Annotated in this window: 21 protein-coding genes; 4 read left to right on the plus strand and 17 right to left on the minus strand. The window is 59.2% G+C overall.

Going from position 1 to position 23,489, the window contains the following annotated elements:
* Positions 1-60: 60 nt before the first annotated feature.
* Complete coding sequence (locus AC07ZE_RS28415) at positions 61-2,463, plus strand: penicillin acylase family protein (protein ID WP_207267652.1); 2,403 nt, start codon at positions 61-63, stop codon at positions 2,461-2,463.
* Between the two features lie 75 nt (positions 2,464-2,538).
* Here AC07ZE_RS28415 and AC07ZE_RS28420 read toward each other — a convergent pair whose 3' ends face one another.
* Positions 2,539-3,504 carry a GlxA family transcriptional regulator gene (locus AC07ZE_RS28420; RefSeq protein WP_207267653.1) on the minus strand — a complete coding sequence of 322 codons (966 nt, stop codon included), beginning with the start codon at positions 3,502-3,504 and terminating at the stop codon, positions 2,539-2,541.
* 276 nt (positions 3,505-3,780) lie between these two features.
* On the opposite strand from AC07ZE_RS28420, the gene AC07ZE_RS28425 reads away from it, so the two are divergent.
* Complete coding sequence (locus AC07ZE_RS28425) at positions 3,781-4,422, plus strand: HD domain-containing protein (protein WP_207267654.1); 642 nt, start codon at positions 3,781-3,783, stop codon at positions 4,420-4,422.
* A gap of 53 nt (positions 4,423-4,475) precedes the next feature.
* Here AC07ZE_RS28425 and AC07ZE_RS28430 read toward each other — a convergent pair whose 3' ends face one another.
* From AC07ZE_RS28430 to AC07ZE_RS28465, 8 genes are all read right to left on the minus strand, one after another.
* On the minus strand, positions 4,476-5,366 hold the full coding sequence (locus AC07ZE_RS28430) for an ABC transporter permease subunit (protein ID WP_137807416.1): 891 nt from the start codon (positions 5,364-5,366) through the stop codon (positions 4,476-4,478).
* Positions 5,363-6,244 carry an ABC transporter permease subunit gene (locus AC07ZE_RS28435; protein WP_207267903.1) on the minus strand — a complete coding sequence of 294 codons (882 nt, stop codon included), beginning with the start codon at positions 6,242-6,244 and terminating at the stop codon, positions 5,363-5,365. The genes AC07ZE_RS28430 and AC07ZE_RS28435 overlap by 4 nt, the downstream gene beginning before the upstream one ends.
* Before the next feature lie 35 nt (positions 6,245-6,279).
* A complete protein-coding gene (locus AC07ZE_RS28440) occupies positions 6,280-7,422 on the minus strand; it encodes an ABC transporter ATP-binding protein (RefSeq protein ID WP_207267655.1) in 1,143 nt (380 codons plus the stop codon).
* 71 nt (positions 7,423-7,493) lie between these two features.
* The gene (locus AC07ZE_RS28445) at positions 7,494-8,591 is read right to left on the minus strand and encodes a polyamine ABC transporter substrate-binding protein (RefSeq protein ID WP_207267656.1); all 1,098 of its coding nucleotides are present in this window, start codon (positions 8,589-8,591) and stop codon (positions 7,494-7,496) included.
* Between the two features lie 188 nt (positions 8,592-8,779).
* On the minus strand, positions 8,780-9,892 hold the full coding sequence (locus tag AC07ZE_RS28450) for a polyamine ABC transporter substrate-binding protein (protein WP_207267657.1): 1,113 nt from the start codon (positions 9,890-9,892) through the stop codon (positions 8,780-8,782).
* Between the two features lie 168 nt (positions 9,893-10,060).
* Complete coding sequence (locus AC07ZE_RS28455; protein WP_207267658.1) at positions 10,061-11,425, minus strand: aspartate aminotransferase family protein; 1,365 nt, start codon at positions 11,423-11,425, stop codon at positions 10,061-10,063.
* Positions 11,426-11,485: 60 nt separating this feature from the next.
* A complete protein-coding gene (locus AC07ZE_RS28460; RefSeq protein WP_095196299.1) occupies positions 11,486-12,844 on the minus strand; it encodes a glutamine synthetase family protein in 1,359 nt (452 codons plus the stop codon).
* 91 nt (positions 12,845-12,935) lie between these two features.
* Positions 12,936-13,244 carry a glutamine amidotransferase gene (locus AC07ZE_RS28465; RefSeq protein ID WP_207267659.1) on the minus strand — a complete coding sequence of 103 codons (309 nt, stop codon included), beginning with the start codon at positions 13,242-13,244 and terminating at the stop codon, positions 12,936-12,938.
* A 278-nt stretch (positions 13,245-13,522) separates the two neighbouring features.
* Between AC07ZE_RS28465 and AC07ZE_RS28470 the strand changes: the two genes are divergently transcribed.
* Both AC07ZE_RS28470 and AC07ZE_RS28475 read left to right on the plus strand, forming a co-directional pair.
* Positions 13,523-14,899: a glutamine synthetase family protein gene (locus AC07ZE_RS28470; protein ID WP_207267660.1), complete on the plus strand. Its 1,377-nt coding sequence runs from the start codon at positions 13,523-13,525 to the stop codon at positions 14,897-14,899.
* Positions 14,900-15,125: 226 nt separating this feature from the next.
* Positions 15,126-15,764 carry a TetR/AcrR family transcriptional regulator gene (locus tag AC07ZE_RS28475; RefSeq protein WP_207267661.1) on the plus strand — a complete coding sequence of 213 codons (639 nt, stop codon included), beginning with the start codon at positions 15,126-15,128 and terminating at the stop codon, positions 15,762-15,764.
* 174 nt (positions 15,765-15,938) lie between these two features.
* Here AC07ZE_RS28475 and AC07ZE_RS28480 read toward each other — a convergent pair whose 3' ends face one another.
* The 8 genes from AC07ZE_RS28480 to AC07ZE_RS28515 all read right to left on the minus strand — a co-directional run bounded on the left by AC07ZE_RS28480 (position 15,939) and on the right by AC07ZE_RS28515 (position 23,259).
* Positions 15,939-16,154: a TOBE domain-containing protein gene (locus AC07ZE_RS28480; protein WP_007967989.1), complete on the minus strand. Its 216-nt coding sequence runs from the start codon at positions 16,152-16,154 to the stop codon at positions 15,939-15,941.
* 32 nt (positions 16,155-16,186) lie between these two features.
* Positions 16,187-16,993 carry an aliphatic sulfonates ABC transporter ATP-binding protein gene (ssuB, locus tag AC07ZE_RS28485; RefSeq protein WP_207267662.1) on the minus strand — a complete coding sequence of 269 codons (807 nt, stop codon included), beginning with the start codon at positions 16,991-16,993 and terminating at the stop codon, positions 16,187-16,189.
* Positions 16,990-17,772, minus strand: a complete 783-nt coding sequence (ssuC, locus tag AC07ZE_RS28490; RefSeq protein ID WP_207267663.1) for an aliphatic sulfonate ABC transporter permease SsuC — start codon at positions 17,770-17,772, stop codon at positions 16,990-16,992. Before ssuC ends, ssuB begins: the two co-directional genes overlap by 4 nt.
* 8 nt (positions 17,773-17,780) lie before the next feature.
* On the minus strand, positions 17,781-18,929 hold the full coding sequence (gene ssuD, locus AC07ZE_RS28495; RefSeq protein ID WP_207267664.1) for an FMNH2-dependent alkanesulfonate monooxygenase: 1,149 nt from the start codon (positions 18,927-18,929) through the stop codon (positions 17,781-17,783).
* A 53-nt stretch (positions 18,930-18,982) separates the two neighbouring features.
* Positions 18,983-19,948 (minus strand): sulfonate ABC transporter substrate-binding protein, encoded by a 966-nt coding sequence (locus tag AC07ZE_RS28500; protein ID WP_207267665.1) that lies wholly within the window; start codon positions 19,946-19,948, stop codon positions 18,983-18,985.
* A gap of 105 nt (positions 19,949-20,053) precedes the next feature.
* Entirely contained in the window at positions 20,054-20,647 is a 594-nt protein-coding gene (gene ssuE, locus AC07ZE_RS28505; RefSeq protein WP_207267666.1) for an NADPH-dependent FMN reductase, read from the minus strand.
* 296 nt (positions 20,648-20,943) lie between these two features.
* Positions 20,944-21,582: a peroxiredoxin gene (locus AC07ZE_RS28510; RefSeq protein WP_207267667.1), complete on the minus strand. Its 639-nt coding sequence runs from the start codon at positions 21,580-21,582 to the stop codon at positions 20,944-20,946.
* A 339-nt stretch (positions 21,583-21,921) separates the two neighbouring features.
* Positions 21,922-23,259, minus strand: a complete 1,338-nt coding sequence (locus AC07ZE_RS28515; RefSeq protein ID WP_207267668.1) for an OprD family porin — start codon at positions 23,257-23,259, stop codon at positions 21,922-21,924.
* Positions 23,260-23,489 lie beyond the last annotated feature (230 nt).

Below are 23,489 nucleotides of genomic sequence, written 5' to 3' on the forward strand. Positions count from 1 at the left end.
GAGCCGTGTTAAACAGTGGCACCAGGGAACTGAAGCCGCTCATAACAACAAGGAGTCACCATGAAACGCAGCCTGACCGCTCTCGGCTCGTTGATCGTCACCCTCGCCGCCGTTGGTGGCTGGTACGTCTACAGCAAGCAGCCGACACGCCAGGGCATGGTGGAACTGCAACACCTGCAAGGTTCGGTCACTGTGCGCTACGACGAGCGCGGCATCCCGCACATCCGCGCCGAAAACGAACCCGACCTGTACCGCGCGCTCGGCTACGTCCACGCCCAGGACCGGCTGTTCCAGATGGAAGTGCTGCGTCGCCTGGCCCGTGGCGAACTGGCCGAGGTACTCGGCCCCAAACTGCTGGACACCGACAAACTGATGCGCAGCCTGCGCATTCGCGAACGCGCCGAAACCTACCTGGCAAATCTGGACAAACAATCGCCCGCCTTCATCGCCATGCAAGCTTATCTGGATGGCATCAACCAGTATCAGGACAGCCACGCAAGACCCGTGGAGTTCGACGTGCTGGGCATTCAGAAGCGCCCGTTCACCGCCCAGGACACCATCAGCATCGCCGGCTACATGGCCTACAGTTTTGCCGCAGCGTTTCGTACCGAACCATTGCTGACCTTCGTGCGTGATCAACTGGGTGTCGACTACCTGAGCGTGTTCGATCTCGACTGGCAGCCCAAGGGCGTGTTGACGGACCGCACGGCACCGACGCTGGCCAGCGCCGACTGGAAGGACCTCAACGCCCTCGCCCGCCTGAGCGAACAGGCATTGGCCGACAACGGCCTGCCACAGTTCGAGGGCAGCAACGCCTGGGCCGTTTCCGGTAGCCGTACCAAAAGTGGCAAGCCACTGCTGGCGGGTGACCCGCACATTCGCTTCTCCGCGCCCTCGGTGTGGTACGAGGCGCAGCTCTCGGCACCGGGCTTCGAACTCTACGGTCACTATCAGGCCTTGATGCCGTTCGCCTCGCTGGGCATGAACCGCGACTTCGGCTGGAGCATCACCATGTTCCAGAACGATGATCTCGACCTGATTGCCGAGAAGGTCAACCCGGACAATCCTAATCAGGTCTGGTACCGGGGCAAGTGGGTGGACATGGTGAGCAGCGAGCAGCAGATCGCGGTCAAGGGCCAGGTTCCCGTCACCCTGGTGTTGCGTCAGTCACCCCACGGCCCGATCGTCAACGATGCGCTGGGCAACAGCGTCGGCAAAACGCCGATTGCCATGTGGTGGGGTTTTCTCGAAAGCCAGAACCCGATACTTGAAGGCTTCTACCAGCTCAACCGCGCCGACACCCTGGCCAAGGCGCGCAGCGCTGCCGCGAAAGTCCAGGCGCCCGGCCTGAACATCGTCTGGGCCAACGCCAAGGGTGATATCGGCTGGTGGGCGGCCGCGCAATTGCCGAAACGCCCTGCCGGTGTACGTCCGTGGTTCATACTGGACGGCAGCAGCGCTGAAGCGGACAAGGACGGCTTCTACCCCTTCAGCGCCAACCCCCAGGAAGAGAACCCGGCACGGGGTTATATCGTCTCGGCCAACTTCCAGCCTGTGTCGTCGGTGGGTATAGACATTCCCGGCTATTACAACCTGGCCGACCGTGGCCAGCAGCTCGATCATCAGCTCGGCGACAAGAGCATCAAGTGGGATCTGGAATCCAGCCAGAAGCTGCAACTGGGCACCACCACCGCCTATGGCCCGCGTCTGTTGGCGCCGCTGCTGCCGGTGTTGCGCAGCGTGGTGAGCGATCCTGCCGAGCTGAAACTGGTGGAGCAACTGGCCCAGTGGAAAGGCGATTACCCCCTCGATTCCACCAGCGCCACGGTGTTCAACCAGTTGCTGTTCAACCTGGCGGACGCGGCGATGCGCGATGAATTGGGCAACGATTTCTTCGAGACACTGCTCTCGACCCGGGTGATCGATGCAGCGCTGCCGCGCTTGGCGGCAAATGCAGATTCACCGTGGTGGGACAACCGCAGTACCCTCGCCAAGGAAACCCGCGCCGATACGGTCAAGGTGGCGTGGCAGGCCAGCATCACCCACCTCAAGGCCACGCTTGGTGCGGACTTCGCGCAATGGCAGTGGGGCAAGGCGCACACCCTGACCCACGCTCATCCATTGGGCCAGCAGAAACCGCTGGACCGCCTCTTCAACGTCGGTCCGTTCGCTGCTCCCGGCACTCATGAAGTACCAAACAACCTGTCGGCCAAGATCGGCCCTGCTCCCTGGCCAGTGACTTACGGCCCGTCGACCCGGCGCCTGATCGACTTCGCCGACCCGGCCCACAGTTTGACCGTCAACCCGGTCGGCCAGAGCGGCGTGCTGTTCGACCGTCACTATGACGATCAGGCCGAAGCGTACATCGAAGGGGTTTACTACCAGGCGCATCTCAATGATGAAGAGGTGACGGCGAATACGCGCAATACGTTGAAGTTGTTGCCGGCGCGGTCAGCTCAGTAAATTTGTACTGGCTGGAATGACCTCATCGCCAGCAGGCTGGCGATGAGACCCTCAAGAACTACGCATATTCATGCCTCAAACCATCGCCGCAAAATTCAGCCGGAACTGCTGCGGCGTCACCCCCAGCCTGCGATTGAACACGCTGCGCATGTGCTGGGCATCGCGGAAACCGCATTGGTACGCCACTGTCTTGAGCGGCGCGCTCGTGCTTTCCAGCAGTACTCGCGCCGCATCCACCCTTGCCCGTTCGACGAACTCGGCCGGGGTGATTTTCGCTTCCTTGGCGAACACCCGGGAAAAGTTGCGCGGGCTCATGTTGGCGGCGTTGGCCAGGTCGGCGATGGTCAGGTCACCGGTCAGGTTGGCCAACACGTAGTGCTGGACCATCGCCACGGCCGAAGTCGGCTCGGCGTGGGGCGTGAGAAACGGGCTGAACTGTGACTGGCCACCCGAGCGCTGGGTGAACACTACCAGCCGCTTGGCCACGTTCAACGCCACGTCCGGGCCGTGATCGCGACCCAGCAGGTACAACGACAGGTCGATCCCTGCCGTGACCCCAGCCGAGGTGTAGAGCTCGGCATCCTGCACATACAAGCGATCAGCCTCGACCTGCGTTGACGGGCATAACGCCGCCAACGCCGCCGCATCGCCCCAATGGGTGGTCACCGTTCGCCCCTGCAGCAATCCCGCACGGGCGAGCATGAATGCGCCATTGCAGATCGAACCAAAGCGCTGCGCCCGTGCACAGGCATCGCGCAGCCAGGCATGGAACGCGCCGCCGAAATCCATGAACGGTAACTGCGGCCCGCCGGCGACCAGCAGGAGGTCATAGGCCTGCAAGGCTTCGCTGTAATGCCGGTGGGCGTTCAGCGCCAGACCGTTGGAGCACGCCATCACCCCGTGCTCCACGCCAATCACTTCCAGCCGATAGTGGTCCTCGGGCGCAAGGAAGCGATTGGCTTCGCAAAACACATCCATGGGACCGGTGACATCCAGCGACTGGACGCCGGCGAACACCACGATGGCGACGGTTTTGTGCATGGTTCGAAACGCCTCAACGGAGCTGGATCAACACTTACCTGTGGGAGCGAGCCTTCGCGAAGAACGATGACGCGAACTGCGCAGAAAACCGTGTTGCTCCTTTCGCGAACAGGCTCGCTCCCACACCGTAGCCAATATGCACGGTGGAAGCGAGGCTGGCGCGATATGCATGCTCATTGGCCGGGATCGCAGCCATGGATCGATTGTCCGGTTGGGAGGGCACGAACAGACTGGACACCTCAGCGCCGCCACGGCGTTTACCCCGAGGAAACTCCCATGAGCACCACCATCGCCGGTATCAAAATCCCCGACAGCGCATTGGCCAGAGCCACCACCGAATACATCCGCGACATCGAATCCGACCTGCTCTACCACCACTCGCGCCGGGTGTTTCTGTTCGGTGCGTTGAGCGGCGAGCGCAAGCAACTGGCCTACAATCCGGAGCTGCTGTACGTCGGTGCGATGTTCCATGACCTGGGCCTGGTGGAAGGTCACCGCAGCGACAACGAGCGTTTCGAAGTCGATGGCGCCAACGCAGCGGCGGCGTTCCTCAAGTCTTACCGGTTGAGCGATGACGATATCGAGCAGGTCTGGCTGTCGATTGCCCTGCATACCACGCCGGGTGTACCGCAGCACTTGCGGCCGACCGTGGCGCTGGTGACCGCTGGTGTCGAAATGGATGTGCTGGGCATGGACTACGCGGCGTTTTCCACGGTGCAGCGCGAAGCGGTGGTGCATGCGCATCCACGGGGTGAAGGATTCAAGGAGTGCATCATCTGCGCCTTCGCCGATGGCTTGCGTCATCGTCCGCAGACCACATTCGGCAACGTGAAGACCGATGTGTTGATGGATCAGGAGCCGGGATTCAAGCCGATGAACTTTGTCGAGGTCATCCGCCAATCTCCGTGGGCTGCATAAACCAAATGTGGGTTAGGGTTGGCCACCCAATGGTGGTCAACCCAACTTGAGACTCAAGCCGCTTCCGGCGCCTGCGCGCGACGCACGTCCGGTTGTTTCCAGGAGTCGGCAGCGCTTTCTTCGATGGCTTGCTGGATCGCACGCTTGCGCGCTTCTTCGGCGCGGCGGCTGAAGAACCAGACCAGGAAGGTCATCAGCGACACCGCCAGCAAAATCAGGCTGGCCACGGCGTTGATCTCTGGCTTCACGCCCAGGCGCACCGCCGAGAACACTTCCATCGGCAGCGTCGTGGAGCCCGGACCCGACACGAAGCTGGCCAACACCAGGTCATCCAGGGATAGCGCAAAGGACATCATGCCGCCGGCCCCCAGGGATGGCGCGATCATCGGGATGGTGATCAGGAAGAACACCTTCCACGGCCGTGCACCGAGGTCCATGGCCGCTTCTTCGATGGACAGGTCCAGCTCACGCAAGCGCGCCGACACCACCACCGCCACATACGCGGCACAGAACGTGGTGTGGGCGATCCAGATCGTCACGATGCCGCGCTCCTGCGGCCAGCCGATCATCTGCGCCATGGCCACGAACAGCAGCAACAGCGACAGACCGGTGATCACTTCCGGCATTACCAATGGCGCGGTGACCAGGCCACCGAACAGCGTACGGCCCTTGAAGTGGGTGATCCGGGTCAGCACGAACGCGGCCAGGGTGCCCAGCGCCACGGCGGCCACCGCCGTGTAGCAGGCAATTTCCAGCGAGCGCACCACCGAACCCATCAGCTGCGTGTTGTCCATCAGGCCGACGTACCACTTGATCGACCAGCCGCCCCAGACCGTCACCAGTTTCGAGGCGTTGAACGAGTAGATCACCAGGATCAGCATCGGCAGATAGATAAACAGCAGACCCAGTACCAGCATCAGGCTGGAGAAACGGAAGCGCTTCATTCTTTACCCTCCATTTCCTTGGCCTGACTGCGGTTGAACAGGATGATCGGCACAATCAGGATTGCCAGCATCACCACCGCCAGGGCAGACGCCACCGGCCAGTCACGGTTGTTGAAGAACTCTTGCCAGAGCACCTTACCGATCATCAGGGTTTCCGGACCGCCCAACAGTTCAGGGATCACGAACTCACCTACCACCGGGATGAACACCAGCATGCAGCCGGCGATGATGCCGTTTTTCGACAGCGGCACAGTGATTTTCCAGAAGCTGTTGAAGGTACTCGAACCCAGGTCCGATGCGGCTTCCAGCAGGCTGGTGTCGTGTTTCACCAGGTTGGCGTACAGCGGCAGGATCATGAACGGCAGGTAGGAATAAACCACGCCGATATACACGGCGAGGTTGGTGTTGAGAATCTGCAGCGGCTCGCTGATCCAGCCCATGGTCATCAGGAAGCCATTGAGCAGGCCGTTGTTGCTGAGGATGCCCATCCAGGCGTAGACGCGGATCAGGATCGCGGTCCAGGTCGGCATCATGATCAGCAGCACCAGCACCGTTTGCAGCTCTTTGCGGGCGCTGGCGATGGCATAGGCCATCGGGTAGCCGATCAGCAGGCAGAGGATGGTGCTGAAAAACGCCATCTTCAACGAGCCCAGGTAAGCGGCGATGTACAGCTCATCGTCGCCCAGAATCGCGTAGTTGCCCAGGTTCAGCAGCACCTGCAGTTTCTGTTCGGCGTAGCTGTAGATTTCGGTGTACGGCGGAATGGCCACGTCGGCTTCGGCGAAGCTGATCTTCAGAACGATGAAGAACGGCAACATGAAGAACAGGAACAGCCAGATGAAGGGAACCCCGATGACCAGCTGACGGCCACCGGGAATTATTCGATTGAGGCGGCGTTTGAATTTGCGCATGTTCATGAGCGAAGCACCACGCCGCTATCGTCTTCCCACCACACGTAGACCTGGTCACCCCAGGTCGGACGCGCGCCACGGCGTTCCGCGTTGGCGACGAAGGACTGGACGATCTTGCCGCTCGGCAGTTCGACGTAGAACACCGAGTGCCCGCCCAGGTAGGCGATGTCGTGCACCTTGCCGCTGGACCAGTTGTATTCGCAGGTCGGCATGTCCGGCGTCACCAGCAGTTTTTCCGGGCGGATCGCATAGGTTACGGACTTGTCCTGCACCGAGGTGCTGATGCCGTGGCCGACGTAGATCTGGCGGTCGAGGTCCTTGCAAGTGATGATCGCATGACCTTCGGCATCGTCGATCACTTCGCCATCAAAGATGTTCACGTTGCCGATGAATTCGCAGACCAGACGGCTGGTCGGTGTTTCGTAGATGTCGATCGGGCTGCCGATCTGGGCGATCCAGCCCAGGTGCATGATCGCGATGCGCTCGGCCATGGTCATGGCCTCTTCCTGGTCGTGGGTCACCATGACGCAGGTCACGCCCACGCGCTCGATGATCTCTACCAGCTCCAGCTGCATTTGCGAACGCAGCTTCTTGTCCAGCGCGCCCATCGGCTCGTCGAGCAGCAGCAACTTCGGCCGTTTGGCCAGCGAGCGGGCCAGGGCCACACGCTGACGCTGGCCGCCGGACAACTGATGCGGCTTGCGCTTGGCGTACTGGGTCATCTGCACCAGCTTGAGCATATCGGCCACCCGCGCATCGATTTCAGCGGCGGGCAGCTTGTCCTGCTTGAGGCCGAAGGCGATGTTCTGCGCCACGGTCATGTGCGGGAACAAGGCATAGGACTGGAACATCATGTTGATCGGCCGCTCGTAGGGCGGCATGTCGGTGATGTCTACGCCATCAAGGAAGATCCGTCCTTCGGTCGGTCGCTCGAAGCCGGCGAGCATGCGCAGCAAGGTGGATTTGCCCGATCCCGAACCGCCGAGCAAAGCGAAAATCTCGCCCTTCTTGATTTCCAGGGACACATCGTCCACGGCAATCGTCTCGTCGAACTTCTTCGTGACCCGGTCGATTTTGACCAGCACCTGTTTAGGTGACTGGTCGCCCTCGAGGGCTTTCTTATAGGCGCCGGAGGCAACTGCCATTTACGAAACTCCCAAAAAAAGAGTGCAGTTCGCTCAAGGTGAGCCAACCTTGGATAGTTTGAGCCTTGAAGCTATTTACCCGACTTGACCTTGGTCCAGCTGCGGGTCATCAAGCGTTGTATGTTGGGTGGCAGCTCGATGGACACGTAAGTCTTGTCGAGCACGGCTTGCGGTGGATAAACCGCTTCGTCGGTGCGAATGGACTGTTCCATCAGTGAGTCCGACCCGGGGTTAGGGTTGGCGTAGCCGACGTAATCACTGACCTGGGCGATCACCTCAGGTTTCAGCAAATAGTTGATGAACGCGTGCGCCTCTTTCACGTTGGCCGAGTCCTTTGGAATCGCCAGCATGTCGAACCACAGCGCGCCGCCTTCCTTGGGAATCGAATATTCGATGTTCACGCCCTTCTTCGCTTCAGTCGCGCGATTACGGGCCTGGAACATGTCGCCGGAGAAACCGATGGCCACGCAGATATCACCATTGGCCAGATCCGCGATGTACTTGGACGAGTGGAAGTAAGTTACGTAAGGCCGCACTGCCAGCAACTTGGCTTCGGCCTTTTTGTAGTCTTCAGGATTCGTGCTGTTGGCGTTCAGGCCCATGTAATTGAGGATCGCGGGCATCATTTCATCGGCGGAATCGAGGAACGCCACACCGCAGCTTTGCAGCTTCTTGATGTTCTCCGGTTCGAACACCACCGCCCAGGAGTCGATCTTGTCGACGCCCAGTACCGCCTTGACCTTGTCGACGTTGTAACCGATGCCATTGGTGCCCCACAGATACGGCACGGCGTACAGGTTACCCGGATCGTTCTGTTCCAGGCGCTTGAGCAGTACAGGGTCGAGGTTCTTGTAGTTCGGCAATTGAGACTTGTCGAGCTTCTGGAAAGCACCGGCCTTGATCTGCTTGCCAAGGAAGTGGTTGGACGGCACGACCACGTCGTAACCGGTACGCCCGGCCAGCAACTTGCCTTCCAGGGTTTCGTTGGAATCGAACACGTCATAGACCGGCTTGATACCGGTCTCTTTCTGAAAATCGGCCAGAGTGGTCTCGCCGATGTAATCGGACCAGTTATAAATATGCACGGTGCCGGCGGCCTGGACACTGGCGGCAAGCGTCAGTCCGGCGCCGAACAGCATGGCATTGCGCAACAAAGAAGAAATAGGCAAGTGGAGGTCCTCTAAAATTAGTTGGGCCCAAGTTGCCCCGTGTTACATGACAGCCATGGCTGCCTGACAACAAAACCGGCGCGCAACTTACCCTCGAAAAACCGTTCCAGCAAAACTTTCTGTCATTTAATTAATCCTGTTGCCGCCGCCGCGCTGACGACGACAACAGGTTGTTGCCTCAAACGGGATTATTTACCCGATTTGATTTTGGTCCAGCTGCGAGTCAGGATCCGCTGGGTCGCGGCCGGCAAGTCGGCAATCGCGTACAGCTTGGCGAGCACGTCCGCCGGCGGGTAGATGCCTGGGTCGGCGGTGATTTCTTTTTCGACCAGAGGCGTGGCCGCCGCGTTACCGTTCGGGAAGCGTACGGCGTTGGTGATTTCAGCCATGATTTCCGGCTTCTGCAGGAAGGTCATGAACTTGTAGGCGCCTTCGACGTTTTCGGCATCTTTAGGGATAGCGACCATGTCGTAGAAACTGCCGGCACCTTCTTTCGGAATGTTGTAGCTGACTTTCACCTTGTCGCCGGCTTCGGCGGCACGCGCCTTGGCCTGGTAGATGTCACCGGAGTAACCCACGGCCACGCAGATGTTGCCGTTAGCCAGGTCGGAGATGTACTTGGACGAGTGGAAGTAGCCAATCGAAGGACGGATCTTCAGGAACAGCGCTTCGGCTTCGGCCAGTTGTTTCTTGTCCTGGCTGTCGGTTGGATAGCCCAGGTAGTGCAACGCCACCGGAATCATCTCGGTTGGCGAGTCGAGGAAACTGATACCGCACGATTTCAACTTCGCGGCGTTTTCAGGTTTGAACAGCAGGTCCCAGGAGTTGGTCGGTGCATCGGCACCCAGTGCAGCCTTGACCTTCTCGGCGTTGAAACCAATGCCGATCGAACCCCACATGTACGGGAAGGCGTGTTCGTTGCCCGGGTCGCTGACCGATACGGCCTTGAGCAGGTCGGTGTTCAGGTTTTTCCAGTTAGGCAGCTTGGACTTGTCCAGCTTCTGGTAGACGCCGGCCTTGATCTGCTTGGCCAGGAAGTTGTTCGACGGTACGACGATGTCATAACCGGACTTGCCTGCCAGCAATTTGGCTTCGAGCGTTTCGTTACTGTCGAAGACGTCGTAAACGACTTTGATGCCAGATTCCGTTTCGAATTTCTTGATGGTATCCGGAGCGATGTAGTCGGACCAGTTATAGACGTGCAACACCTTGTCGTCCGCCTGAACCGCACCCGCCATAATGCCCATCAGGGACATGGCGAGGAGTGTCTTGCCAGCAAGCTTTTTTCCTAATGCCTTCATGCGTTAATGCTCCAAATTTTTCTTTTTTGAACCACTTTGTTCAGCGGCCGAACCCGGACAACTGGAACCGCGGCTAGTCTGGCAAGATCAGAGGCGGTCTTTCAAGGAAAGGCCGCCCTTTATGACTGCCCGAGCGAAAGTTTCATGCTTCCGCTCAGAGCCTAGCACTTAGCCCTTCAATGCACTGAGCGTCAGGTCCAGGCACTTGCGTGCCTTGGTCACCAGCTCATCGATTTCCGCCGGTGTAATCACCAGCGGTGGCGCGATGATCATGGTGTCCCCCACGGCACGCATGATCAGCCCGTTATCGAAGCAGAACTGCCGGCAGATCATGCCGACGCCCTTGCCTTCGTAGCGCTTGCGTGTGGCCTTGTCCTGAACCAGTTCAATGGCCCCCAACAGACCCACCCCACGAACTTCGCCCACCAACGGGTGATCGTTCAGTTCCCGCAGGCGTTTCTGCAAATACGGTGCCGTTTCTGCCTTGACGCGCTCGACAATTTTTTCGTCGCGCAGGATACGGATGTTTTCCAGGCCCACAGCCGCCGCCACCGGGTGTCCGGAATAGGTGAAACCGTGGTTGAAGTCACCGCCTTCATTGAGCACGTCGACCACTTCATCACGCACGATCAGGCCACCCATCGGGATGTAGCCGGAGGTCAGGCCTTTGGCGATGGTCATCATGTCGGGCTTGAGGTCGTAGAAATCGCTACCGAACCACTCACCGGTACGACCGAAACCACAAATCACTTCGTCAGCCACGAACAGGATGTCGTACTTGGCGAGGATTTCCTTGATGCGCGGCCAGTAGCTGTCTGGCGGAATGATCACGCCACCGGCGCCCTGGATCGGCTCGGCAATAAAGGCACCGACGTTATCAACGCCGATTTCCAGGATTTTCTCTTCCAGTTGATTGGCCGCCCAGACACCGAATTCTTCCGGGGTCATGTTGCCGCCTTCGGCAAACCAATAAGGCTGGGCAATATGGACAATGCCCGGGATCGGCAAGTCGCCCTGTTCGTGCATGTAGGTCATGCCGCCCAGACTCGCGCCGGCCACGGTGGAACCGTGATAGCCGTTCTTGCGGCTGATGATGACTTTCTTCTTCGGCTGGCCCTTGATCGCCCAGTAGTGACGAACCATACGCAGCATGGTGTCGTTGCCTTCGGAACCGGAGCCGGTGAAGAACACGTGATTCATGCCTTCTGGCGCGATGTCGGCGATGGCCTTGGCCAATTCCAGCACCGGCGGGTGGGCGGTCTGGAAAAACAGGTTGTAATACGGCAGCTCGCGCATTTGCTTGCTGGCGGCATCGGCCAGCTCATCACGACCGTAACCGATCGCCACACACCACAGGCCGGCCATACCGTCGAGGATCTTGTTGCCTTCGCTGTCCCACAGGTAGACGCCCTTGGCGTTGGTGATGATCCGCGGGCCTTTCTCTTTCAGCTGTTTGAAGTCGCTGAACGGGGCCAGGTGGTGATCGCTGCTCAGGGTTTGCCATTCACGGGTTTGCGGATTGTTGCTGGTCATTACGAATCTCCTAAAAAATCCAGGTGAGAGCGCCGCCAGGCAACGGCAGCGCCCGGCGCATCAGACGGCAAACAGCAGGAACTCCCGTTCCCACGAGCTGATGACGCGCTTGAAGTTTTCATGCTCGGCTCGCTTGACCGCGACGTAGCCAGTGATGAAATTTTTGCCCAGGTACTTCTCGATGGTGGCGCTGTTTTCCATGCGTTCCAGCGCATCCTCGATGGTCAGTGGCAGGCGCAGGTTGCGGCGTTCATAGCCACGCCCCACCACCGGCGCACTCGGGTTCAGGCCTTCGACCATGCCGATGTAACCGCAGAGCAGGCTCGCGGCGATCGCCAGGTACGGATTGGCATCGGCACCCGGCAGGCGGTTTTCCACCCGACGGTTTTGCGGTCCGGCATCCGGCACCCGCAAGCCCACGGTGCGGTTTTCTTCGCCCCATTCCACGTTCACCGGTGCCGAGGTGTCCGGCAGGAAGCGGCGGAACGAGTTGACGTTGGGTGCAAACAGCGGCAGCAGCTCGGGAATCAGTTTCTGCAGACCGCCGATATGCTGCAGGAACAACTGGCTCATGGTCCCGTCTTCATTGGAGAAGATGTTCTTGCCGGTTTCGATGTCGATGATGCTCTGGTGCAAGTGCATCGCACTGCCCGGCTCGCCGGTCATGGGCTTGGCCATGAAGGTCGCCGCCACGTCGTGCTTGAGCGCGGCTTCGCGCATGGTGCGTTTGAACACCAGAATCTGGTCGGCCAGGGACAGGGCATCACCGTGACGGAAGTTGATTTCCATCTGAGCCGTGCCGTCCTCGTGGATCAGCGTGTCGAGGTCCAGCTCCTGCAATTCACACCAATCGTAGACATCTTCGAACAGCGGATCGAATTCGTTCGCCGCTTCGATGGAGAACGACTGGCGACCGATTTCCGGGCGCCCGGAGCGGCCGATCGGTGGTTGCAATGGATAGTCCGGGTCGTCACTGCGCTTGGTCAGGTAGAACTCCATTTCCGGCGCCACGATCGGCTGCCAGCCCTTGTCGGCATAGAGTTTCAGGACTTTCTTGAGCACGTTGCGCGGCGACAGCTCGATCGGGTTGCCTTGCTTGTCGTAGGTATCGTGGATGACGATGGCGGTCGGCTCGATGGCCCATGGCACCGGGTACACGGCGTTCTGGTCGGGACGGCAGATCATGTCGATGTCGGCCGGGTCGAGCAGTTCGTAATAGATGTCGTCTTCGACGTAATCGCCGGTCACGGTCTGCAACAGCACGCTTTCTGGCAGACGCATGCCTTTTTCGGCGATGAATTTGTTGGTCGGCGAAATCTTGCCCCGGGTAATCCCGGTCAAGTCGGCGATCATGCATTCGACTTCTGTGATCTTGTGGTCTTTCAACCAATCGGTGAGCTGGTCGAGGTTGTTACTCATAAATGCCTCTAGGCTTTGAGTTTCCCGACCCTTGCGAGTCAGGCGATGTTTGACGCGTCGGCGTCGCGTTGAAATACGTGTATGGCAAAGGCTATCGTGATTTTCTGGACACCCCGGTCAACAACGGGCGTGCAGAATCGCGAGCGGTACCCTGCACGAAGGGCGAGCCGCTATTGTGAATAGGTTCTATATTGAATGGAGTAACCGTAATGGGTGTGCCATCGAGGCCGTCCAGAATAACGGACGGGGAGGCTCGATCCGCCAGGGAAGCGAGGATCACCGACAGGTCCGAAGCCTCTGGAGCCTCAACGCTGAAGCAGATATCGCCACTGATGTGATAAGCATGCAGACCGTTCTGCCTGGAGCAGTCGGTGACGCCGATTAACGGCAGGCGAGACATGAAGCACCCCGGTATTATTGCTGTTATGGGTTTGATTCGAGCTTAGCCTTGTTCATTTTTTTACACAACACCCCCGTAAAAAATACAACACGGTCTGCTCAAGCCTGCGGGTGTCGCGTCCCCCATGGATAAAAAAACGCCCCAAACTGCCCCATAAATGCCGTCACGGCGCTTTTTTAGGGCAAAAAAGGCCTCGCTTGACTTCGGCAGGCCGTTCGGGTTGACTGGAATCTGAAAAGATCAATGATTGATATTTTTAACAACAAAGGTGTTGCATCATGTCGGTACCCCCGCGTGCCGTTCAGCTTAACGAAGCGAACGCGTTCCTTAAGGAACATCCTGAGGTTCTGTACGTTGACCTTCTGATTGCGGATATGAATGGTGTGGTGCGCGGCAAGCGCATCGAACGCACCAGCCTCCACAAGGTTTACGAGAAAGGCATCAACCTGCCGGCCTCTCTATTTGCTCTGGATATCAATGGCTCGACGGTGGAAAGCACCGGCTTGGGCCTGGACATCGGTGATGCTGACCGAATCTGCTATCCAATCCCCGATACCCTGTGCAATGAACCCTGGCAGAAGCGCCCGACCGCGCAACTGTTGATGACCATGCACGAACTCGAAGGCGAGCCGTTCTTCGCCGACCCGCGCGAAGTGCTGGCCAATGTCGTGCGCAAGTTCGACGAAATGGGCCTGACCATCTGCGCCGCGTTCGAACTGGAGTTCTACCTGATCGACCAGGAGAACGTGAACGGTCGTCCGCAGCCGCCTCGTTCGCCGGTTTCCGGTAAACGCCCGCACTCGACCCAGGTCTACCTGATCGACGACCTCGACGAATACGTCGACTGCCTCCAGGACATTCTGGAAGGCGCGAAAGAGCAAGGCATCCCGGCCGACGCCATCGTCAAGGAAAGTGCCCCGGCGCAGTTCGAAGTGAACCTGCACCATGTGGCCGACCCGATCAAGGCCTGCGACTACGCGGTCCTGCTCAAGCGTCTGATCAAGAACATCGCCTACGACCATGAGATGGACACCACCTTCATGGCCAAGCCTTACCCAGGCCAGGCGGGTAACGGTCTGCACGTCCATATCTCGATTCTCGACAAAGACGGCAAGAATATTTTTGCCAGTGAGGATCCCGAGCAGAACGCCGCGCTGCGTCACGCGATCGGCGGTGTGCTCGAGACCCTACCGGCGCAGATGGCTTTTCTCTGCCCGAACGTCAACTCCTACCGTCGTTTCGGCGCGCAGTTCTACGTACCGAACTCTCCATGCTGGGGCCTGGACAACCGCACCGTGGCGATTCGCGTGCCGACCGGCTCCGCCGATGCCGTACGTATCGAACACCGTGTCGCCGGCGCCGATGCCAACCCGTACCTGCTGATGGCTTCGGTCCTGGCGGGCGTGCACCACGGTCTGGTCAACAAGATCGAACCGAGCGCTCCGGTGGAAGGCAACAGCTACGAGCAGAACGAGCAAAGCCTGCCGAACAACCTGCGCGATGCCTTGCGTGAGCTGGACGACAGCGAAGTCATGGCCAAGTACATCGATCCGAAATACATCGATATCTTCGTCGCGTGCAAAGAGAGTGAGCTGGAGGAGTTCGAACACTCCATCTCCGACCTTGAGTACAACTGGTACCTGCATACCGTTTAAGCGGTTGTAGCGAAAAAACGCCGTTGGCTGATAAGGCCTGCGGCGTTTTTTTATGGCCGCCTGCGGCGGATCGCGGGCAAGCCCGCTCCCACAGTTAATCTCCAGTGGACTTGATTTCCGAGTACACCGGCAACCCCCTGTGGGAGCGAGCCTGCTCGTGAAGGCATCCTGGCAGACAACGAAGTGACCTGCTCGTACAATGCCCGCTGCCCCGCAGGAGACTCCAATGACGCGCACCGCCACCGTTCGCAAACCCCGTGCACGCAGCCAGGCCCGGATCGACTCGATACTCGATGCGGCGCGCACGCTGCTGGCGGCCGAAGGCGTGGCCAGTCTGTCGATCTACAGTGTCGCCGAGCGCGCCGAGATTCCGCCCTCTTCCGTCTATCACTTTTTTGCCAGCGTCCCGGCCCTGCTCGAAGCACTGACGGCCGACGTCCACGCGGCGTTCCGTGCCTGTCTGCAAGCGCCCATCGACCACCACGCCTTGGGCGGCTGGCGTGATCTGTCGCGATTGGTGGAACAACGCATGCTGGCGATCTACAGCGAAGACGCCGCCGCCCGCCAACTGATCCTCGCCCAGCATGGCCTCACCGAAGTCACCCAGGCCGATCGCCAGCACGACATCGAACTGGGCGACCTGATGCACAAGCTGTTCGATCACCACTTCGAGCTACCGAAATTGCCGAACGACGTCGATGTGTTTGCCCTGGCCATGGAGCTCGGCGACCGGGTATATGCACGCTCGGTGCAGCAACACGGGCAGATCACGGCGCGCATGGCCGAGGAAGGGATGCGGGTGTTTGATGCGTATCTGGGGCTGTATTTGCCGCCCTACTTGCCGAAGCGCGTTATCCCCGCCTGACTTTTTATTGGCTTCACTGGCTTCTTCGCGAGCAGGCTCGCCCTCACAGGGGAATGCATTCCATTTGTGGGAGCGAGCCTGCTCGCGAAGGCCACACCACCGAGCCGACTGATTCACGCGCATAAAAAACCCCGAAGGGCTCAAACCCTTCGGGGTTGTCGTTTACGCACCGTCTTACAACTTGGCGATCGACACCTCGGTGGATTTCACGAACGCGATCACTTCACTGCCCACGGCCAGTTCCAGCTCTTTTACCGAGCGGGTGGTGATCACGGAGGTGACGATGCCGGAAGCGGTCTGCACATCGATTTCCGACAGCACGTCACCGAGGACGATTTCCTTGATGGAGCCTTTGAATTGGTTGCGGACGTTGATGGCTTTGATAGTCATGATGTTGATTCCTGTCGTGGATAAGGCTTGAGTTATTGAGCCCAACGCAACTGCGTAGGCAAGGGTGAAACAGGTTCCGGTTCCGGCGGTTGTCCGGGCAGTGACAGCACGCGATTGAGGACTTCGGTTTCCAGCGCCGCCAGCCGATGGGAACCGCGGACCCGAGGGCGCGGCAGTTCCACGTGCAGGTCGAGGCCGACTTCGCCGTCTTCGATCAGGATCACCCTGTCGGCAATCGCCACCGCTTCACTGACGTCGTGGGTCACCAGCAACACAGTGAAGCCGTGCTGCTGCCAGAGCCGTTCAATCAGTTGCTGCATTTCGATACGAGTCAGGGCATCCAACGCGCCCAAGGGCTCATCGAGTAACAGCAGGCGCGGTTGATGGATCAACGCACGGGCCAGCGCCACACGCTGCTTCTGCCCACCGGACAAGGCCGCCGGCCACTCGTTGGCACGGTCCGCCAGACCGACCGCTTCCAGGGCTTGCAGTGCCTTTGGTCGCCAGTTGCCCTTGAGCCCGAGGCCGACGTTATCGATGATCTTTTTCCACGGCAGCAGACGCGCTTCCTGGAACATCAACCGGGTGTCTTCCCGCGCCTCACTCAGCGGTGCGGAACCGGCCAGCAACTCACCACCCGTAGGCTGATCGAGACCGGCCAACAAGCGCAGCAAGGTGCTTTTACCGCAACCGCTACGACCAACCACCGCGACGAATTGGCCCGCCGGAATATGCAGGTCGATCTCGCGCAACACCTGCCGCGAACCGAAGATTTTTTGCAATTTGCGCACTGCCAGCGGTATCCCGCGCAGCAGGCGTGGAGGTTGCTGAGCCGTCATGCGGCACCTCCTTTAACGACTTGATAGGCCGGGTGCCAACGCAGCCACACACGCTCAAGTCCACGGGCCGCGAGATCGGCGAGCTTGCCGAGCACCGCGTACATCAGAATCGCCAGCACCACCACGTCGGTCTGCAAGAATTCCCGGGCATTCATCGCCAGATAACCGATGCCGGATCTGGCGGAAATGGTTTCCGCGACGATCAGCGTCAACCACATGAAGCCCAGGGCGAAGCGCACACCGACCAGAATCGAAGGCAGCGCACCCGGCAGGATCACTTGGCGGAACAGACTGAAGCCGGACAAACCGTAACTGCGGGACATCTCCACCAGCGCCGGGTCGACGTTGCGGATGCCGTGATAGGTGTTGAGGTAGATCGGGAACAACGTGCCCAGCGCCACCAGGAAAACCTTCGCCGACTCGTCGATGCCGAACCACAGGATCACCAGTGGAATCAGCGCCAGGTGCGGCACGTTGCGGATCATTTGCACCGAACTGTCGAGCAAGCGTTCTCCCCATTTCGACAGGCCGGTGATAAAGCCCAGGGTCAGGCCGAGGCCGCCGCCGATGGCAAAGCCCAGCGCCGCACGCCAGCCGCTGATGGCCAGATGCGTCCAGATTTCACCGCTGCGCACCAGGCTTACACCGGCTTCGATCACGGCAATGGGCGCCGGCAGAATCCGCGTGGACAACCAGCCCGCCGACACAGACAACTGCCATACCGCCAACAGCAATACCGGCAACGCCCAGGGCGCGAGGCTGTGGATGATTTTCTTCATGGCGCGCCTCAGCTCTGGGACGCGGCTTTGGGAAGAATATCGTTGGCCACCATCTCGCCAAACGGGCTGACGTAGCCGGCGCTTTTCGGCAACTCGGGACGTTCGATATCCAGGTGCGGGAACAGCAGCTCCGCGACGCGATATGACTCTTCCAGGTGTGGATAACCGGAGAAGATAAAGGTGTCGATGCCCAGGTCCGCGTACTCCTTCACGCGAGCGGCCACGGTCGGACCATCGCCCACCAGCGCCGTACCGGCACCGCCACGCACCAGACCGACACCGGCCCACAGGTTGGGGCTGACTTCCAGGTTGTCGCGACTGCCGCCGTGCAGCGCGGCCATGCGTTGCTGGCCGACCGAATCGAAACGCGCCAGCGAAGCCTGGGCGCGCGCAATGGTGTCGTCGTCCAGGTGGGAGATCAGGCGATCCGCCGCTTGCCAGGCTTCAGCATTGGTTTCACGAACGATCACATGCAGACGAATACCGAAGCGAACGGTGCGCCCGAGCTTCGTGGCTTTGGCCCGCACCTGCTCGATTTTTTCCGCCACGGCCGCCGGTGGTTCGCCCCAGGTCAGGACCATTTCCACCTGCTCTGCCGCCAAGTCCTGCGCCGCTTCGGAGGAACCGCCGAAGTACAGCGGCGGACGCGGCTGCTGGATCGGCGGATAAAGCAGCTTGGCGCCCTTCACGCTGATGTGCTGACCGTCGTAATCGACGGTTTCGCCTTCCAGCACCCGACGCCAGATACGGGTGAACTCCACCGAGGCCTGATAGCGCTCCTCATGAGTCAGGAAGAGGCCATCACCGGCCAATTCTTCCGGATCACCACCCGTTACCAGGTTGAACAATGCTCGCCCGCCAGACAACCGATCCAGCGTCGCCGCCTGACGCGCGGCCACCGTCGGGGAAATGATCCCGGGGCGCAGGGCGACAAGGAATTTCAAACGCTGGGTCACCGTAATCAGCGATGCCGCTACCAGCCACGAGTCTTCGCAGGAACGACCGGTAGGAATCAGCACCCCACCGAAGCCCAGGCGATCAGCCGCTTGCGCGACCTGTTGCAGGTAACCGTGGTCAACGGCGCGAGCGCCTTCGGCGGTGCCAAGGTAATGGCCGTCGCCGTGGGTAGGCAGGAACCAGAAGATATTGAGGCTCATGGAGTGGTCTCCTTGGGGAATCGAGTGACTGGGCTTTGGTTACTGAGGCGTGGTTACTGAGCTTTGGCAACGGCCACCGGCGGCGTCCAGATCACGTCTTTGATGCTCAACGGCTTCGGAATCAGCTTGAGCTGATAGAAGCTGTCGGCGATTTTCTGTTGGGCGGAGACCACTTCCGGGGTGAGGAACAACGCGCCGTAGCCCTGGCGTTTCACCGAGGTCAGGGTGATGTCCGCCGGCAAGCCGAGCAGTGGTGAAACCTGTTGGGTCACGTCTTCAGGATTGGCCTTGGACCATTCGCCAACCGCACGCACTTCTTCCACGAGGGTCTTGATCACCTCAGGATTTTTCTGTGCGTAAGGCTTGGTCGCCAGGTAGAACTGATGGTTATCCACGATGCCTTGACCATCGCGCAGGGTGCGCGCTTGCAGTTGCTGTTCGGCGGCAGCCTGGTACGGGTCCCAGATCACCCAGGCGTCGACGCTGCCACGCTCGAATGCGGCGCGCGCATCGGCCGGCGGCAAGAACACGGTCTGGATATCGGTGTATTTGAGACCGGCGTCTTCCAGTGCGCGAACCAGCAGGTAGTGCACGTTGGAGCCTTTGTTCAGGACGACTTTCTTGCCCTTGAGCTCGGCCACCGATTTGATCGGCGAGCCTTTCGGCACCAGGATCGCTTCGCTGTGGGGTGCTGGTGGTTCGTAGGCGACGTAGAGCAGATCGGCGCCTGCCGCTTGAGCGAACACTGGCGGTGTTTCGCCGGTCACGCCGAAGTCGACGGAGCCGACGTTCAGGCCTTCGAGCAGTTGCGGGCCGCCGGGGAATTCAGTCCATTGCACGTCCACACCTTGGGCGGCGAGGCGTTTTTCCAGGGTGCCTTTGGCTTTGAGCAGCACCAGGGTGCCGTATTTCTGATAGCCGATGCGTAACGTCTCGGCCTGAGCTTGGGTAATGGCGCCGAAGGTGACAGCCGCAGCAAACAGAGCGACCAGACCACGACGCAAAATGACAGGGCGCATGGCGCTCTCCTTTTTGCTGTTGGGTGTTGGCTGCACCTGCTTGCCCGTTGGCGGGCGAGTAAGGCCAGTACATCAATTTTGGGTGGGGCTTATTTTCGGTGAAACTCAAATGCTCCAGCGAGCACTCAACAAACGATCATTCAACAGATTCGGATCGAGCGGCTTGGGCCGTTGCGCCATGGCACTCAAAAACAATTCCAGCGATTCATTCAGCCGCTCTTCCAGTTCGGGAGCCAACTGCGCCTGGGCGCTGCCTTCGCCATAAGCAATCTGGCTGTCGACCGCGAAAATCCCCTGTAGCAGTTCCTGGGCTTTCAACGCCGACAACACTGGCTTGAGTGCGTAATCCACCGCCAGCATGTGGGCGATGCTGCCTCCCGTCGCCATTGGTAGAACCACTTTGTGCGCCAGAGCGCGCTCGGGCAGCAGGTCCAGCACGGTTTTCAACGCACCGGAAAAAGAGGCTTTGTAGACCGGGGTGGCGATCAGCAGGCCATCGGCGTTTTCAATCTGTTGCAGGAGATCGATCACCTTCGGGCTGTCGAAGCGCGCGTGCAGCAAGTCTTCGGCCGGGAAGTCCCGCACCTGGTAACTCACCACTTCCACGCCTTGCCCTTGCAACCAACGTTGGGAGCGCTCCAGCAGCACCCCGGAACGGGAGCGTTGGCTGGGACTGCCACCGAGTGAGACGACCAGCATTCAGACAATTCCTTGAACGGTGTTGGCGATTCGCGGTTTGCGATCTCGCTTCGATGGAGTGACCTTAACAGCTCATTTATATATCCATAAATCATATTTATTCATTTGGTTATGCATTTAAGAGATATGCCAGTCAGGTTTTACCAGACAAAAAAAGGCCGTCGAAACGGCCTGAAATCCCCTGCTTCATGGATTCAATTCACCTTGAAACTTGCGGCGCCTGGTCCATCGTCTTCGCGAGCAGGCTCGCTCCCACAGTTGACCGCGGCATCCGCCACACCATAAGGCTCAATGACTCAACGGTTTGGTTGCGGCGTCAGGCGCAGGTAAGGCTTGACGGCGCGATACCCCTTGGGAAAGCGCTGCTTGATGTCTTCTTCATCCTTGAGCGACGGCACGATGACCACCTCATCACCGTCCTGCCAGTTGGCCGGGGTGGCCACCTTGTAGTTGTCGGTGAGCTGCAGCGAGTCGATCACCCGCAGGATCTCGTGGAAGTTGCGGCCGGTGCTCGCCGGGTAGGTGATGGTCAGCCGCACCTTCTTGTTCGGGTCGATTACAAACAGCGAGCGCACAGTCAGGGTGTCGTTGGCGTTGGGATGGATCAGGTCGTAGAGGTCCGAGACCTTGCGGTCGGCGTCGTCGAGGATCGGGAAATTAACGACGGTGTTCTGGGTTTCGTTGATATCTTCGATCCAGCGGTGGTGCGAATCCACCGGGTCGACAGATAGCGCAATGGCCTTGACCCCACGCTTGGCGAATTCATCTTTCAATTTGGCCGTGAAGCCGAGCTCGGTGGTGCACACCGGCGTGAAGTCCGCCGGATGGGAAAACAGCACGCCCCAGCTATCGCCCAGCCACTGATGGAAACGGATGGTGCCGGCGCTGGAATCCTGTTCGAAGTCGGGGGCGATATCGCCCAGTCTGATGCTCATGCTGCTGCTCCTTGATGAGTGCGGGTTGAGCTCAACTGTGCCTACGTTTTTTATCTATTAAAAAGAATAAATATCGATTTATTTAGACCAAATAGAAATATTAAAGATCTGTTCACTGGACGTGACTTCACATCCCGTTGAACATCGGCCACAAGGTTCGAGAAGGCCTTGAGTTGCTGCAAAAGAGGGGGAACTTCAAGGCGGGTTTACGGGGGTGAGCCCGGCTTTTTTTTGCATCGTTACCCCACTGTGGGAGCGAGCCTGCTCGCGAAAGCGTCGTATCAGCCGCACATCAGCTGAATGACACACTGCTTCGCGAGCAGGCTCGCTCCCACAGTATTACAACAGCGGAATCGAGTAGCTGACGATCAGGCGGTTTTCGTCCTGCGAGCGAGTGTTTGGCAGGTCGGTACGCCACATGGCGTTTCTCCACTGCAGGCCGAGGTTCTTCAGCGGGCCCGACTGGACGACGTAGCCCACGGTCAGGTCGCGTTCCCACTCGGAAGCACCGTTAGCTGCTTGTCGACCGGCCGCGTTGACGGTATCGATATCATCACCGCGCAGGTAGATCACGCCCGCCGTCAGGCCAGGAACGCCGACTTTGGCGAAGTCGAACGAGTAGCGTGCTTGCCAGGTTTTCTCGCCGGCACGGGCGAACTTCTGGATTTGCATGTCAGTAATGATGTAGGCCGACGAGCCATCACCCTGGTTCAGAAACGGGAAGTCGCTGCTGCCGTTGCTGACCTGATAACCACCACCGAAGGTGTGACCTTCAACGGTGTACAGGAACAGGCCGCTGTACAGGTTGTTGTCGACCTTGCCTTTACCGCTAGGCGCGCCGTTGTAGTTACCGTTACTGAAGTAGGCGGAAGTGTTGGCATTAGCCCCATCGTCGGAGCTGTTGAAGTAACGCAAGTCAGACTTCAGCACGCCCGGGCCAATCGCCCAACTGTGCACCAGGCCCAGGAAGTGCTGCTTGTAGAACTCCTCCAGGTTGCCGTAGTAATACTGGGCCGTCAGGTCCTTGGTGATTTTATAGTCACCACCGGCGTAGATGAACTTGTTGCTATTGGCTACGCGTGCGTTCGCACCGCCGATAGACAGCTGTTCATTGTTGCTGGAGTTACGACCTTTGACGTGCTCAATCTGGCCACCGATCAGCGTCAGGTCTTTGATATCGCCCGAGGTGATCTGGCCACCCTGGAAGGTTTGTGGCAGCAGACGACCGTCGTTGGTCACGATCACCGGCAGTTTCGGCTGCAAAGTACCGAGCTTCAGCTCAGTCTGGGAAATCTTGGCCTTGGCTGTCAGGCCCAGGCTGGAGAAGTTATCAACTGCTTCGCCGTTGGATTTGCTTGGGAATACAGTACCGCCGTAAGAAGTCGAAGTCGCGCCGTTGGTGCCGCCGCCCGAATCCAGACGCACGCCCAGCAGACCGATCGCATCAACACCAAAGCCGACAGTGCCTTGGGTGTAGCCGGAAGTGAAACGCAGATCGAAACCCTGGCCCCATTCTTCGTTCTTGTTCGGCTCGGCACTCCCGTCACGGAAGTCCTGGTTGATGTAGAAGTTACGCAGCCCCAAAGTAGCCTTGCTGTCTTCGATGAAACCGGCGGCACTTGCTTGCTGCGCCAGAACCCCTACGGCCACAGCCATGGCCAGAGTGGACTTGTTCATGTGTTTCGCTCCTATCGTTTCTAATTTTTTATATTGCTGGTCCGGGGTCGAACGCCCTGGATCCTTGAATTTGGGCCGCGCAGGATACCTGTTCATAAATCTAAAAAGAATCAGCGAATCGTTATTCATATCGTAATGGAATATGAGTTCGCAGCAGTTGCCTGAGCCGGGACATCGGTATCGGCTCAAAAACCCATTCCTGAAGTGTTATTTATTGGAGGACTGAAGCA

The sequence above is a fragment of the Pseudomonas sp. GW101-3H06 genome (assembly GCF_059424605.1).